The sequence below is a fragment of the Mesorhizobium sp. genome, assembly GCF_004963255.1.
GTDB lineage: Bacteria > Pseudomonadota > Alphaproteobacteria > Rhizobiales > Rhizobiaceae > Mesorhizobium.
In genome coordinates this window covers 36,178-49,878 of sequence record NZ_SUGA01000033.1, presented here as the reverse complement: position 1 = coordinate 49,878, position 13,701 = coordinate 36,178, and the positions used below count along the sequence as shown (strand labels likewise).

Below are 13,701 nucleotides of genomic sequence, written 5' to 3'. Positions count from 1 at the left end.
GTCATCATAAACGCCGTGAGTGCCGCTGCGGTTGGCTGATACGCTGGCGGGACAGCGCCCCCCTCTGTCCTGCCGGACATCTCCCCCACAAGGGGGGTGATCGGCTAATCGCCTACCTCTGCCCCAATCTCGCGCTCTCGATCGCAATGCCGAGCAGTGCCTGTCTGGCCAGCGCCTCCGACAGGTCCGGCCGTTTGCGTGTCTGCAGCACCGCCGTCTGCAGCCGGCTAAGTGCGCGGCCGAGCGCCTCGACATTCCAGCGCTCCAGCGTTTTTTCCACCAGCTTGCGGCGCGAGAAGAAGACCGGCGGGCGCGCGCCGGCAACGACCGAGGCGGCGTTGCGGCCGCCGCTCTCCATCTGGCCGCGCAGCGCCTGGATCGCCTGCAATTGCCGCATCGCCGAGGACAGCACCAGGAACGGATGGCCGCCGGACTGGCAGTGACGGGTGAAGGCGATGTCGAAATCGCCGACCTTGCCGTCCAGCATGGCGTCGACTGCAGCGTCGAAGGAAGCGCCGGAGACGTCGCCCGACAGCGCGTTTATGTCCTCGATGCCGATCTCCTTGCGGCCATGCGCGTAAAGAACCAGCTTCTCGATCTCGCCGCGCGAGGCAAGGCGATCGCCGCCAAGATTGCGGCGCAGCGCCTGGCGGGCGTCCAGCGTCATCGACATGCCGGCCTTGCGCAATTCGTCGTCGATCACCGAATCCAGGTCGCGGGCTTCGTCGGCATAGCAGGGCAGAGCGATGGCGTTGCCGGCGGCCTCGACGATGGCCCTGAGGCCCGTGCCCTTCTTCAGGTCGCCCGCTTCGATCAGGATGACGGCGTCACGCGCGGGCTCGGTTGTCAGCGCCTTGATGTCGTCGGCCAGCGCCTTCTGGCCGCTGGCATTGCGAACCCAAAGCAGCCGCCGGTCGGAAAACATCGGCACCGTGCGCGCCTCGTCGAGCAGCCGGCCCTCGTCGCGGTCGACCTCCGCGCCGTCCAGCTTGACCACCGAGAACGGGTCGTCGAGCGGCAGGCCGGTTTTCACCGCGAAGGTCTTCGCCCGCTCGGCGACAAGGCCGCGATCGGGACCGTAGAGCAAGACGATTCCCATGGAGGGGTCGGGCCTCGCCAGCCACGAATCGACCTCGTATCCTTTCTTCTGTGCCATGCGGGGTGAGTTAGCATGAGGCGGGGACGGAGTGAACGGCGAAGCAGCGGGCAGAGAGCGTGATCTCCCCCACGAGGGGGGAGATTAGCTGTTTCGGCCACCGCGCATATCCCACTTACCTTTTCTGACCGCAATCGCCTCGCAAACTTCCGCCAAATTGCGCGCGGCGCGAAAACATCGACAAGAAATTTCGTCGCCATATCTGCATCTTGAGCCTGTGCGCCGCATTGGCTTGCCGAGGCCGGCGCCGGGGAGGAAGGCCGTGCCCGGACCCGGCGAATTGGCACTGGTCTGGCCGCGCGGATGTGCAAAGATCGCGCCGGCAACATTGGAGGATGTGAGCTCATGGCCGATGCTGGAATGTTGCGCTTTCATGTGCCCGAGCCCGAGGTGCGGCCCGGCGGCACGCCTGACTTCTCCAATGTGACCATTCCCAAGGCCGGCTCGGTGCCGCGTCCCGAGATCGACGTCGATCCGCGCACCATCCGCGACATGGCTTTCTCCATCATCCGCGTGCTGAACCGCGCCGGCGAGGCCGTCGGACCATGGGCGGGGCTGCTCAGCGATAAGGAATTGCTCGAAGGCCTGCGCCATATGATGACGCTTCGGACCTTCGACGCGCGCATGCAGATGGCACAGCGCCAGGGCAAGACCTCGTTCTACATGCAGCATCTGGGCGAGGAAGCGGTGAGCTGCGCGTTCCGCAAGGCGCTTCAGCCGGGCGACATGAATTTCCCGACCTATCGACAGGCAGGCCTACTGATCGCCGACGGCTATCCGATGGTCACGATGATGAACCAGATCTACTCCAACGAGGCCGATCCGCTGAAGGGTCGGCAACTGCCGGTGATGTATTCCTCGAAGGAGCACGGCTTCTTCTCGATCTCGGGCAATCTGGCGACGCAATATATCCAGGCGGTCGGCTGGGCGATGGCCTCGGCGATCTCCAACGATTCTCGCATTGCCGCCGCCTGGATCGGCGACGGCTCGACGGCCGAGTCCGATTTCCATGCGGCGCTGGTCTTCGCTTCGACCTACAAGGCTCCTGTCGTGCTCAACGTCGTCAACAACCAGTGGGCGATCTCGACCTTCCAGGGCATCGCCCGCGGTGGCTCCGGCACGTTCGCCGCGCGCGGCCTCGGCTTCGGCATTCCTTCGCTGCGCGTCGACGGCAACGACTACCTCGCCGTCCATGCGGTGGCGAAATGGGCGGTCGAACGGGCGCGCGCCAATCTCGGGCCGACACTGGTCGAATATGTCACCTACCGCGTCGGTGCGCATTCGACCTCCGACGATCCGTCGGCCTACCGGCCGAAAGCCGAGTCCGACGCCTGGCCGCTCGGCGATCCGGTGATCCGGCTGAAGAACCACCTGATCCACAAGGGCGTCTGGTCCGAGGATCGCCACACCCAGGCGGAGGCCGAGATCCTCGAAACGGTGATCGCAGCGCAGAAGGAGGCCGAGGGCCACGGCACGCTGCATGCCGGCGGAAAGCCGTCGACCCGCGACATGTTCGAGGGCGTCTATGCCGAGATGCCGCCGCATCTCAGGCGCCAGCGCCAGCAGGCAGGGGTCTAACCATGCCCAGGCGTACCATGATCGAGGCGATCCGCGACGCCATGGACGTTTCGATGGAACGCGACGAACGCGTCATCGTCTATGGCGAGGATGTCGGCTTCTTCGGCGGCGTCTTCCGCGCGACGCAAGGCCTGCAGGCCAAATACGGCAAGAGCCGCTGCTTCGACGCGCCGATCAGCGAATCCGGCATCGTCGGTTCGGCCATCGGCATGGCAGCCTACGGGTTGAAGCCCTGCGTCGAGGTGCAGTTTGCCGACTATGTTTATCCGGCCTACGACCAGATCGTCTCGGAGGCGGCGCGGCTGCGTTACCGTTCGAACGGCGACTTCACCTGCCCGATCGTGGTGCGCATGCCGACCGGCGGCGGCATTTTCGGCGGCCAGACGCACAGCCAGAGTCCGGAAGCGCTGTTCACCCATGTCTCCGGCCTGAAGGTGATCGTGCCGTCCAATCCGCATGACGCCAAGGGCTTGCTGATCGCGGCGATCGAGGATCCGGATCCGGTGATCTTCCTTGAGCCGAAGCGGCTTTATAACGGGCCTTTCGACGGCCATCACGACAAGCCGGTGACGCCCTGGTCGAAGCATGAGCTCGGCGAGGTTGCCGACGGCCATTACACCATCCCGCTCGGCAAGGCGGCGATCCGCCGCCAGGGTTCGGCCGTCACCGTGCTCGCTTATGGCACGATGGTCTATGTCGCCCAGGCCGCGGCCGAGGAGACCGGCATCGACGCCGAAGTGATCGATCTGAGGACGCTGCTTCCGCTCGACCTCAAGACGATCGTCGCCTCGGTTAAGAAGACAGGCCGCTGCGTCGTCGTACACGAGGCGACGCTGACCTCCGGCTTCGGCGCCGAGCTGGTCTCGCTGGTGCAGGAGAACTGCTTCTACCATCTGGAAGCGCCGGTGGCGCGGGTCGCCGGCTGGGACACGCCCTACCCGCACGCGCAGGAATGGGACTATTTCCCCGGCCCGGCGCGGGTCGGCCGTGCCCTGATCGAAACGTTGGAAGCTTAGGGGAGGCCTGAGATGGGCGAACACGTCATCAAGCTTCCCGATGTCGGCGAAGGCGTCGCCGAGGCCGAGCTTGTCGAGTGGCACGTCAAGGTCGGCGACTTGGTGCGCGAGGACACGGTTCTCGCCGCCGTCATGACCGACAAAGCAACCGTCGAGATCCCATCGCCGGTCGATGGCGAGATCCTGTGGCTGGGCGCCGAGATCGGTGACACGGTGGCGATCGGCTCGCCGATCGTGCGGCTGAAGGTAGCCGGCGAAGGCAATGTGAAGGCGGGTGGCGGCGACGCGCCGAAGGCCGAGGCTCCCGGCAAGTCGGCCGAGCCGAAAACGGAAGCTCAGCCGAGCGCCCCCAAGCCCGCGCTAAAGCCAGCCGATCCGCCGGCTAATGTCTCGCCGGCCGCTGCACCGAAGGCCGCGCGCCCTGCCTCCATTTCCGGGGCGCCGCGCGTGGAAGGCGAAAAGCCGCTGGCCTCGCCGGCCGTGCGGCTGCGCGCCAAGGAAGCAGGCATCGACCTGCGCCAGGTTCCGGGCAGCGGTCCGGCCGGGCGCATCAGCCATGAAGACATCGATGCCTTCGTCGCGCGGGGCCCGCAGCTGGCCCGCGCGACCGGGCTTGCCCGCAAGGACGGCGTCGAGGACATCAAGGTCGTGGGGCTCAGGCGCAAGATCGCCGAGAAGATGTCGCTGGCGAAATCGCGCATCCCGCATATCACCTATGTCGAGGAGATCGACGTCACCGCGCTGGAGGAATTGCGCGCCGCGCTGAACAAAGAAAAACGGGCGGATCGTCCGAAGCTGACGCTGCTGCCCTTCCTGATGCGGGCGATGGTCAAGGCGATCGCCGAGCAGCCCAACCTCAACGCATTGTTCGACGACGAGGCCGGCGTCATCCACCAGCATGAGGGCGTCCATATCGGCATCGCCGCGCAGACGCCGAACGGGCTGGTGGTGCCGGTGGTGAAACACGCCGAGGCGCGCGACCTGTGGGATAGTGCCGTGGAAGTCAACCGGCTGGCCGATGCGGCCAAGGCCGGCACGGCGAGCCGCGAGGAGCTGTCCGGCTCGACCATCACCATCACCTCGCTCGGCGCCATGGGCGGCGTGGCGACCACGCCGGTCATCAACTATCCTGAAGTGGCAATCGTCGGCGTCAACAAGATCATGGTGCGGCCGGTGTGGGATGGCACGCAGTTCATCCCGCGCAAGATGATGAACCTGTCGTCCAGTTTCGACCATCGCGTCATCGACGGCTGGGATGCCGCGGTCTTCGTCCAGCGCATCAAGGCGTTGCTCGAGACGCCGGCGCTGATCTTCGTGGATTGAGGGGGCGGATGTTGGGCTTGAACGTCGCGGCGCCAGCATGGGCGCTCCCCCTTCTCCCCTTGTGGGAGAAGGTGTCGCCGAAGGCGACGGATGAGGGGTGCTCCAGGGAACACCAGCGTCTCACTCCGCTGGAACACCCCTCATCCGTCTCGGCGCTGTCGCGCCGATCCATCTTCCCCCACAAGGGGAGAAGGAAAAGGCGCGTCGCCGCCTCCGCCAAAAGGAAGCAGCCGTCATGAAAGAAATCTCCTGCAAGCTGCTCGTTATCGGCGCCGGGCCGGGCGGTTATGTCTGCGCCATCCGCGCCGGGCAGCTCGGCGTCGATACGGTGATCGTCGAAGTTGCGAAGCCGGGCGGCACCTGCCTCAATGTCGGCTGCATCCCGTCCAAGGCGCTGATCCATGCGGCGGAGGAGTTCGAGAAGATTGCGCATATGGCATCCGGCAAGGATCCGCTCGGCATCAAGGTCGCCGCGCCGACGCTGGACCTCGCGAAAACCGTCGCTTGGAAGGACGGTATCGTTAGCCGGCTCAACAGCGGCGTGGCCGGGCTGCTCAAGAAGGCCAAGGTGAAGATCGTGCAGGGATGGGCGACGTTCCGCGATGGCAAGACCGTTGAGGTCGAGACCGAGACCGGCACGCAGGTCATCCGCGCCGAAACGGTGGTGATCGCCACCGGCTCGGCGCCGGTCGAGCTGCCGTCTCTGCCTTTCAGCGGACCGGTCATCTCGTCCACCGAGGCGCTGGCCCTCGGCGAAGTGCCGAAGAAGCTCGCGGTCGTCGGCGGCGGTTACATCGGGCTCGAGCTCGGCATGGCCTTCGCCAAGATGGGTTCGAAGGTCACCGTGGTCGAAGCCTTGCCGCGCGTGCTGGCGCAATATGATGCCGAGCTGACGAGGCCGGTGTTGAAGCGGCTCGGCGAGCTCGGCGTCGAGGTGATGACAGGTGCCAAAGCCAAGGGATTGTCGACCAAGGGCGACGCGCTGCTGGTCGAGACGGCCGACGGCAAGAGCGCCAAAGTCGCCGCCGACAGGATTCTGGTCACGGTCGGCCGCAAGCCGCTCACCGAAGGCTGGGGGCTGGAGCAGATTGACCTCGATCGTGCCGGCAAATTCATCCGCATCGACGACCAGTGCCGCACCTCGATGCGCGGCATTCATGCCATCGGCGACGTCACCGGCGAGCCGATGCTGGCGCATCGCGCCATGGCGCAGGGCGAGATGGTGGCCGAGATCGTCGCCGGCCATAAAAGAAGCTGGGACAAGCGCTCGATACCGGCGATCTGCTTCACCGATCCGGAGCTGGTCACCGCCGGCCTGTCACCGGAAGAGGCGAAGGCGTTCGCCGGCGAGGTCAAGATCGGCCAGTTCCCGTTTGCCGCCAACGGCCGGGCGATGACGAAACAGGGCGAGGATGGGTTCGTCCGGGTCGTGGCGCGCGCCGACAATCATCTGGTGCTCGGCATCCAGGCGGTCGGGCAAGGCGTGTCGGAATTGTCGGCGGCCTTTGGGCTCGCGCTCGAAATGGGCGCGCGGCTGGAGGATATTGCCGGCACGATCCACGCGCATCCGACGCAAGGCGAGGGTTTCCAGGAAGCGGCGCTGAAGGCGCTGGGCCACGCTCTGCATGTCTGAGCTCCTCCTTCCCCCCTTGTGGGGGAAGGTGTCGCCGAAGGCGACGGATGAGGGGTGTTCCAGGGAACGCCGACGTCTCACTCCGCTGGAACACCCCTCATCCGTCTCGGCGCTGCGCGCCGATCCACCTTCTCCCACAAGGGGAGAAGGAGAAGACGGCGCGGCTCAACTCGCCAGCCGGCTCACCATCTCATGTTGCGCATAGGCGCGGCCGAAGCGGTTGGCGAGGAAGGCGTCCAGCGCGATGTCTTCCTGGCGCACGAAGCCCCTAGACGGCAGCGAGCCGTCGGCCAGCATGTCGAGCACGGCGCAGATGCCCGACGCGGTGGTGATCTGGATGGCGCTGCGCACGATGTTGCCGACGCGGTGCGAATAGATCTTGTTGGCGTAGGTCTCCTGCAGCAGGCGGCCGTTGCGGCGGCCCGAGACGGTGACGAAGACGATGACCACATCCTGCAGCGTCGCCGGCAGGGCGCTTTCGAAAATGTCCTTCAGCACGTCGCGGCGGTGGCGCAGCCCCAAATCGTTTAGCAGCGCCTTCATGATCGCGGCGTGGCCGGGATAGCGGATGGTGCGGTAGTTCAGCGTGCGCACCTTGCCCTTCAGCGTCTCGGCCAAAGTGCCGAGCCCGCCGGAGGTGTTGAAGGCTTCATAGGTGACGCCGTCGAGCGAGAATTCCTCGCGCTCCTCCAACGGCGGCACTTCGATCAGCTCGCCTTCGACGATCGCTTCGCAGGGCTCGCAATATTCGTTGATGACGCCGTCGGTGCTCCAGGTGAGGTTGTAGTTCAGCGCGTTGGACGGATACTGCGGCAGCGCGCCGACGCGCATGCGCACGCTTTCCAGCGTATCGAAGCGGCTGGCGAGGTCGTTGGCGACGATCGAGATGAAGCCCGGCGCCAGGCCGCATTGCGGGATGAATGCGCTTTTGGCGTCGCGCGCCAGTTCGTCGCGCGCCAGTTCCTTGACGCGACGGGTCGAGACGACGTCCTCGGTCAGGTCGAGGTAGTGCACGCCGGTCGCGGCGGCCGCTTCGGCGATGCGGGTGGTGAGGTGGAAGGGCGCGGCGCTCAGCACGGCGAACTTGCCGGCGAGGATCTTTTCCAGTTCGCCGGCCGCGGCGATGTCGAGCTCCTGCGTTGCGACGCCAGCCGGCAGCTCGGCGGTGGCGAGCTGGGCGGCCGAGCGGTCGACAAGCGTGACGCGGTAGTCGCCCGTGGCGCTCAGCATTTCCGCGATGGTCGAGCCGATCTTGCCGGCGCCGACGACAACGATGTTCTTCATGATCAATTCCCCTGCGATGATCTAGGCCAATTCGATTTGGCGGAATCGTCGCAGCTTGGTTGTCGAAAGGAAGCGTGGAATCTGGCAATATGAAGCTGAACTTTGGACGATCTGCCGAAAGGTTTCGTTGAAATGCTCACTCAAGCCGAACAGGCCCTGCTCACTCTGCTGCGCGCCAACGCGCGGGCCTCGACCGCCGAGCTCGCGCGCCAGCTCGGCGTGTCGCGCACCACTGTGCAGAGCCGCATCGAGCGGCTGGAGCAGCGCGGCATCATCGCCGGCTATGGGGTGCGACTGTCGCCCGACTATGAGCAGGGGCTGGTTAAGGCGCATGTGCTGCTTACCGTCACGCCGAAATTCGCCGACAAGGTGGTGCGGAGTCTCGCGGCGATGCCGCCGGTGCGGACGGTGCATTCGGTCAGCGGCAATTTCGACATGATCGTCATCGTCGACGCGCCGTCGATCCGCGATCTCGACGCGCTGCTCGACCGGATTGGGGCGATGGACGGGGTGGAGAGGACGTCGTCGTCGATCATCTTGTCGACGCGGGTGGATCGGTAGGCGGGGTTATTTGGAGATGTTGGCGGGACAGCGCCCCCCTCTGTCCTGCCGGACATCTCCCCCACGAGGGGGGAGATCAGATGTCACGCGGACTTTCGCTAATCTCCGGCGTGGCAAGATAGGCGGGGCGCCGAAGCTGCTAATCTCCCCCCAAGTGGGGGAGATGGCCGGCAGGCCAGAGGGGGGCGCGAAGGAATGAGGCGGCTGTTTTTCGCCCCCAAATTAACCCCTAAGCCCTCCTCCTCTCCGGCCCTTCATCCAGCCACGCCACATCCTCCGGCGTCAGCTTGATATCCAGCGCCTTGAGGCTGTCCTCCAGCTCGTCCAGCGTGCGCGGGCCGATCAGCGGCACCGAGGGGAAGGGCTGCGCCAGCACATAGGCCAGCGCGACATGGATCGGGCTCTTGCCGAGTTTTCGGGCCAGCTCGATGGCGCGGTCGCGGCGGCCGAAATTCTTTTCCGAATACCAGACCCGCACCAGCTCCTCATTGTCGGTCCGGTCGCGGCCGGCGCGGTCGGTGAAGAAGCCGCGGCCCTGGCTCGACCAGGCGAAGTTCGGCATCTGCCGCTTCGTCAGCCAGGCCTTCCAGGCGTCGGTGGAGGAGGTGATGCAGCCGGCCCAGATCGGCTCCAGCATCTCGGCCAGCGAGAAATTGTTGGAGAGCGCGCCGGGCTTCTGCTTGCCGTTCTTTTCGGCATAGGCGATCGCTTCGTCCATGCGCTCCATCGTCCAGTTGGAACCGCCGAACAGGCCGCGGATGCGGCCGGCCTTGGCCTCCGCATCCATGGCGTCGACGAATTCCCCGACCGGCACGTCGGGATTGTCTCTATGCATGAAATAGATGTCGACATGGTCGGTCTGCAGCCGCTCAAGTGACTGCGCCAGTTGCTTGCCGATGACATCGGGATAGCAGAGCGGCGAATGCGCGCCCTTGGCGATGATGACCAACTGCTCGCGCACGCCCCGATTTTTCAGCCACTGGCCGAGCAGCGTCTCGGTGTAGCCGGCGCCATAGACATAGCCGGTGTCGAACAGATTGCCGCCGGCCTCGAAATAGGCGTCGAGCAGGATCGAGCCGGAGGAGAAGCTGCGGAAATCCTCGAAGCCGAGCGCCAGAAGTGAAACCGGTTTCGGCAGGCCGGGAATGGCGCGCTTGCCGATGGCCGCGCCATCCGTACGCAGCGGCCGGCCGGAGAGCGTGTTCACGTGCTTAGCCGGCTTCTCAATCTCATATTCCAGCCCGACGGCGGCGCGCCACTTGTCGAGGACGCGCAGCGTGCCGAGGCTGTCGGCCCAGGACATGCCCGGCCAGGCGAATTCCTGCCTGCCTGCCTGGATTGCTTCGCCCGCGGCATCGACCTCGAAGGAATAGAGGTGACGGGTCTCGTTGAGGCCGATCACCTCGTGCGCCACCCCGGACCGGATCACCTCGATCCGGCCCGGCCCGACATCGCGGTTGCCACCGGCGAACCAGAAATCGGGCACCTCGATCCGGCCCTTTGTGCCGAAAATGCGCAGGATATTGTCCTGGTCGAGCGAGATGCTGCAGGAGATTTCGGCGACGATGCCGCCGGGAAAGTGCAGCAAGGCGGAAGCCCATTCGTCGACGCCGGACTGGCCAAGATGGGCCGCTCCCACGACCTTGTCGGGCTCGGCAAAAGGCAGGCCGGTCGCGGCGCCCGCGATCAGCCGCGCCATCGAGACAGGATAGCCACCCACATCGAGGATGCCGCCGCCGGCGAGGTCGTTGGCATAGAGCCGGTGCTCGGGCATGAAGCCCGGCATGGCGAATCCAAAACTCGACTTGATCATGCGCACTTCGCCGATGGCGCCCGACTTGATCAGCTCGACCAGCTGCCGGGTCTGCGGGTGCAGCCGGTACATGAAGGCTTCGCCGAGGAAGGTACCGGCCTTGCGCGCGGCGTGCATCATGGCGTCGGCTTCGAAGGCGGTGAGCGCCAGCGGCTTCTCGCACAACACGTGCTTGCCGGCCTCGGCGGCCTTGATCGCCCATTCGGCATGGCCGGGATGCGGAATCGAAATGTAGACCGCGTCGACGTCTGGATCGGTAAGCAGCGCGTCATAGCCGTCGAGGATGCGCGCGCCCGGAAAAGTCTCGGCGAGGCCCGGCTTGACGGGATTGCGGGCGCCGAGCGCCTCAAGCGTGCCGGTGCGCGACTGCGCCACGCCGCCAGCAAAGGATTTCGCGATGCTGCCGGGCCCGAGAATGCCCCAGCGGATTTTTCCAGATGTCATGTCGAATTCTCCATGGGTCGCCGCCACGCCTTGGGGATCGGGCGGAAATGAAAGTCAGCGGATCCTTGCGCCCGCCTTGTCGAAAAGCAGCGAGCGTTCCGCCTTGATAGAGACCGTGAAATGATCGCCGCTGGCGCGCTGGCGCGAGGCTTCGCGCTCGACGATCAGCTCCTCAGGCCCGGAATTGGCGTAGACATAGCTCACGGAGCCCAGATGCTCGGCTACGTCGGCCTTGACCGGAATGTCGCAATCGCCCTCGCCGGCCTCGAAGAAATGCTCCGGCCTGACGCCGAGCACGATTTCGGCGCCGATGGCGGGAAAAGCATCGCGGAGCGGCTTGCGCAATCGTGCGCCGCCATGATTGACGAGCTCGATGATCGCGGCACTGTTTGACGTATCGACGACTTTGGCGCTGAGGAAATTCATCTTCGGCGAGCCGATGAAGCCGGCTACGAATCGGTTGGCCGGGTCGTCATAAAGGTCGAGCGGCGCGCCGATCTGCTCGACATTGCCGGCCTTCAGCACGACGATGCGGTCGGCCAGCGTCATCGCCTCGGTCTGGTCATGCGTCACATAGATCATGGTGACGCCGAGCTCCTTGTGCAGGCGCGAGATCTCGACCCGCATCTGCACCCTGAGTTCGGCGTCGAGGTTGGAGAGCGGCTCGTCGAAGAGGAAGACCTGCGGCTCGCGCACGATGGCGCGGCCGATGGCGACGCGCTGGCGCTGGCCGCCGGACAATTGCTTCGGCCGGCGCTGCATCAATTCATCGATGCGCAGGATCTCGGCGGCACGCTTCACGCGGCGATCGGTGTCGGCCTTCGGGTTGCCGTTCATGCGGAGACCGAAGGAGAGGTTCTGCTCGACTGTCATATGCGGGTAGAGCGCGTAGGACTGGAACACCATGGCGATGCCGCGGTCGGCCGCCTCGACATCGTTCATCACCTTGCCGCCGATGGCGATGTCGCCGCCGCTGATGTCCTCCAGCCCGGCGATCATCCTCAGCAACGTGGATTTGCCGCAGCCGGACGGGCCGACGAAGACGACGAACTCGCCGTCGGCGATGTCGATATTGGCGCCGTGCACGACCTCGAAGGAGCCGAAGCGTTTGACGACATTGGTGAGGGTGACGGCTGCCATTGCGCTCCTTCCTACTTGACCGCGCCGGCGGCGATGCCGGCGATGAAATGACGCTGCAACAGCACGAAGACGATGAGCATCGGCACGGTCAGCATCACCGCGCCGGCCATGATGCCGCCCCAGGAAACCTTGGTCAGGCCGATCAGCGTGCCGAGCGCCACCGGCGCGGTCATGGCGCCGGGCTGGCTGTTGATTAAAAGCGGCCAGAGATAATTGTTCCACGAGGCGAGGAAGAGGATGATAGCCAGCGCCGCCAGCATCGGACGCGCCAGCGGCAGCGCCACGAACAGGAAGATGCGCCATTCCTTGACGCCTTCGACCCTAGCTGCGTCGAACAGTTCGGCCGGCATCATCGAGAAGGCCTGGCGCATGAAGAGCACGCCGAGTGAATTGAACAGCGGCGGCACGATCAGCGCGATCCAGGTGTTGGCCAAAGCGAAGTCGCGCGCCACCATGATGAATTGCGGGATGAGCACCACCGCGTAGGGAAGCGTGATGGTGCCGAAGATGATCGCCACCACCGCGCCTTTGCCGTGGAACTCGTAACGTGCCAGCGCCCAGCCGGCCATCGAGGTGAGCAGCACCGAAAGAACGGTGTAGGTCACCGCCACCGAGACCGAGATGCCGATGGCGCCGACGAAATTGGTGTCGCGCTGCAGATTGTTGAAATTGTCGATGAAGCCGTCATGCGGCAGAAGCTCGATGCTGGGGCTGAAGATGCCGTTGTCGGGCATGGTGGAGAACACCACCATCATCCACAGCGGGAACAGCCAGATCAGCGCCAGCGGCGTCAGGAAGAGATGCAGCAGGATGCTGCGGCCGAGCCTTGTCTGCGAGCGCGAGGTCATTTCGGCTCCCTCATCAGCCAGAGCTGCACGAGCGTTATGGTGATGGCGAGACCCGCCATGGTGTAGGCGACGGCCGAGGCGTAACCGAAATTGAGCGACCGAAAACCCTGGCGGTAGAGCAGCAGCCCAAGCGTTTCGGTGCCACCGCCGGGGCCGCCACGCTCGGTGATCAGGAACGGCTCGGTGAAGAGCTGCATGGTGCCGATGATCGACAGCACGGCACAAAAGACGATGACGGGCTTCAACAGCGGCAAGGTTATGTGGAAGAACTGCTTCACCCTGCTGACGCGGTCGAGCGTCGCCGCCTCGTAAACGTCCTCCGGAATGGACTGCAGGCCGGCGAGGATGATGATGGCGTTGTAGCCGGCCCACCGCCAGGTCACCGCGATCATGATCAGCGCCATCGCCGGCGTGACGTTGGAGAACCAGTCGACCTTGGGCAGGCCGATGCTATCGAGCAGCTTGTTGACGATGCCGAAGTCGAGGCTGAACATCAGGCGAAAAACGGCCGAATAGGCGACTTCGCCGACCACAACGGGCGCGAAGAAGGCGAAGCGGTAGAGGCCTCGCGCCTTCAGGAGCGGCGAATTCAGAAGCACCGCCATGACGATCGCCAGCGCAATCATCACCGGCACCTGGATGACCAGGATCAGCAGTGTGTTCTTCAGCGCGTTGTAGAAGGCGGGGTCGCCGATCAGGCGGCCCCAGTTGAAGGCCGGCGCGAAACGCCACGGCACGGTGCGCGTCGCCTGGAAGGAGATGATGAAGGACGAGATGATGGGCCAGATCCAGAAGATGGCGAAGATCAGAAGGTAAGGCGTGAGGAAGCGGTACGCGGTGGCGTTCTGGGTGCGCATCGGCCTCCTCCTTTCTTTGTTTTTCCCTTCTCCCCTTGTGGGAAAAGG

11 protein-coding genes are annotated in these 13,701 nt (G+C 65.1%); 5 read left to right on the top strand and 6 right to left on the bottom strand.

All coding sequences use genetic code 11. The features are described 5' to 3' along the window. Positions 1 to 112: 112 nt before the first annotated feature. Complete coding sequence (gene holA / locus E5X34_RS25930; protein ID WP_292570732.1) at positions 113 to 1,156, bottom strand: DNA polymerase III subunit delta; 1,044 nt, start codon at positions 1,154 to 1,156, stop codon at positions 113 to 115. Between the two features lie 345 nt (positions 1,157 to 1,501). Here holA and E5X34_RS25925 point away from each other — a divergent pair, with 345 nt between their 5' ends. The 4 genes from E5X34_RS25925 to lpdA all read left to right on the top strand — a co-directional run bounded on the left by E5X34_RS25925 (position 1,502) and on the right by lpdA (position 6,706). Beyond that, positions 1,502 to 2,734: a 3-methyl-2-oxobutanoate dehydrogenase (2-methylpropanoyl-transferring) subunit alpha gene (locus E5X34_RS25925; protein WP_292570729.1), complete on the top strand. Its 1,233-nt coding sequence runs from the start codon at positions 1,502 to 1,504 to the stop codon at positions 2,732 to 2,734. A gap of 2 nt (positions 2,735 to 2,736) precedes the next feature. Then, positions 2,737 to 3,750 carry an alpha-ketoacid dehydrogenase subunit beta gene (locus E5X34_RS25920; protein ID WP_292570726.1) on the top strand — a complete coding sequence of 338 codons (1,014 nt, stop codon included), beginning with the start codon at positions 2,737 to 2,739 and terminating at the stop codon, positions 3,748 to 3,750. A gap of 12 nt (positions 3,751 to 3,762) precedes the next feature. Beyond that, a complete protein-coding gene (locus E5X34_RS25915; protein ID WP_292570722.1) occupies positions 3,763 to 5,073 on the top strand; it encodes a dihydrolipoamide acetyltransferase family protein in 1,311 nt (436 codons plus the stop codon). Between the two features lie 235 nt (positions 5,074 to 5,308). Then, entirely contained in the window at positions 5,309 to 6,706 is a 1,398-nt protein-coding gene (lpdA, locus tag E5X34_RS25910; RefSeq protein WP_292570719.1) for a dihydrolipoyl dehydrogenase, read from the top strand. A 165-nt stretch (positions 6,707 to 6,871) separates the two neighbouring features. Here the strand turns inward: lpdA and E5X34_RS25905 are convergent, their stop codons facing one another. Beyond that, the gene (locus E5X34_RS25905; protein WP_292570716.1) at positions 6,872 to 7,990 is read right to left on the bottom strand and encodes a saccharopine dehydrogenase family protein; all 1,119 of its coding nucleotides are present in this window, start codon (positions 7,988 to 7,990) and stop codon (positions 6,872 to 6,874) included. Between the two features lie 132 nt (positions 7,991 to 8,122). On the opposite strand from E5X34_RS25905, the gene E5X34_RS25900 reads away from it, so the two are divergent. Then, positions 8,123 to 8,551: an Lrp/AsnC family transcriptional regulator gene (locus E5X34_RS25900; RefSeq protein ID WP_292570713.1), complete on the top strand. Its 429-nt coding sequence runs from the start codon at positions 8,123 to 8,125 to the stop codon at positions 8,549 to 8,551. A 229-nt stretch (positions 8,552 to 8,780) separates the two neighbouring features. On the opposite strand, the gene E5X34_RS25895 is transcribed toward E5X34_RS25900, so the two are convergent. The 4 genes from E5X34_RS25895 to E5X34_RS25880 are packed head-to-tail and all read right to left on the bottom strand — an operon-like array spanning position 8,781 to position 13,653. Further along, the gene (locus tag E5X34_RS25895; protein WP_292570710.1) at positions 8,781 to 10,808 is read right to left on the bottom strand and encodes an aldo/keto reductase; all 2,028 of its coding nucleotides are present in this window, start codon (positions 10,806 to 10,808) and stop codon (positions 8,781 to 8,783) included. 54 nt (positions 10,809 to 10,862) lie between these two features. Further along, complete coding sequence (gene ugpC, locus E5X34_RS25890; protein ID WP_292570707.1) at positions 10,863 to 11,948, bottom strand: sn-glycerol-3-phosphate ABC transporter ATP-binding protein UgpC; 1,086 nt, start codon at positions 11,946 to 11,948, stop codon at positions 10,863 to 10,865. A gap of 11 nt (positions 11,949 to 11,959) precedes the next feature. After that, complete coding sequence (locus E5X34_RS25885) at positions 11,960 to 12,796, bottom strand: carbohydrate ABC transporter permease (protein ID WP_292570704.1); 837 nt, start codon at positions 12,794 to 12,796, stop codon at positions 11,960 to 11,962. Continuing rightward, positions 12,793 to 13,653 carry a sugar ABC transporter permease gene (locus E5X34_RS25880; protein ID WP_292570701.1) on the bottom strand — a complete coding sequence of 287 codons (861 nt, stop codon included), beginning with the start codon at positions 13,651 to 13,653 and terminating at the stop codon, positions 12,793 to 12,795. The genes E5X34_RS25885 and E5X34_RS25880 overlap by 4 nt, the downstream gene beginning before the upstream one ends. Positions 13,654 to 13,701 lie beyond the last annotated feature (48 nt).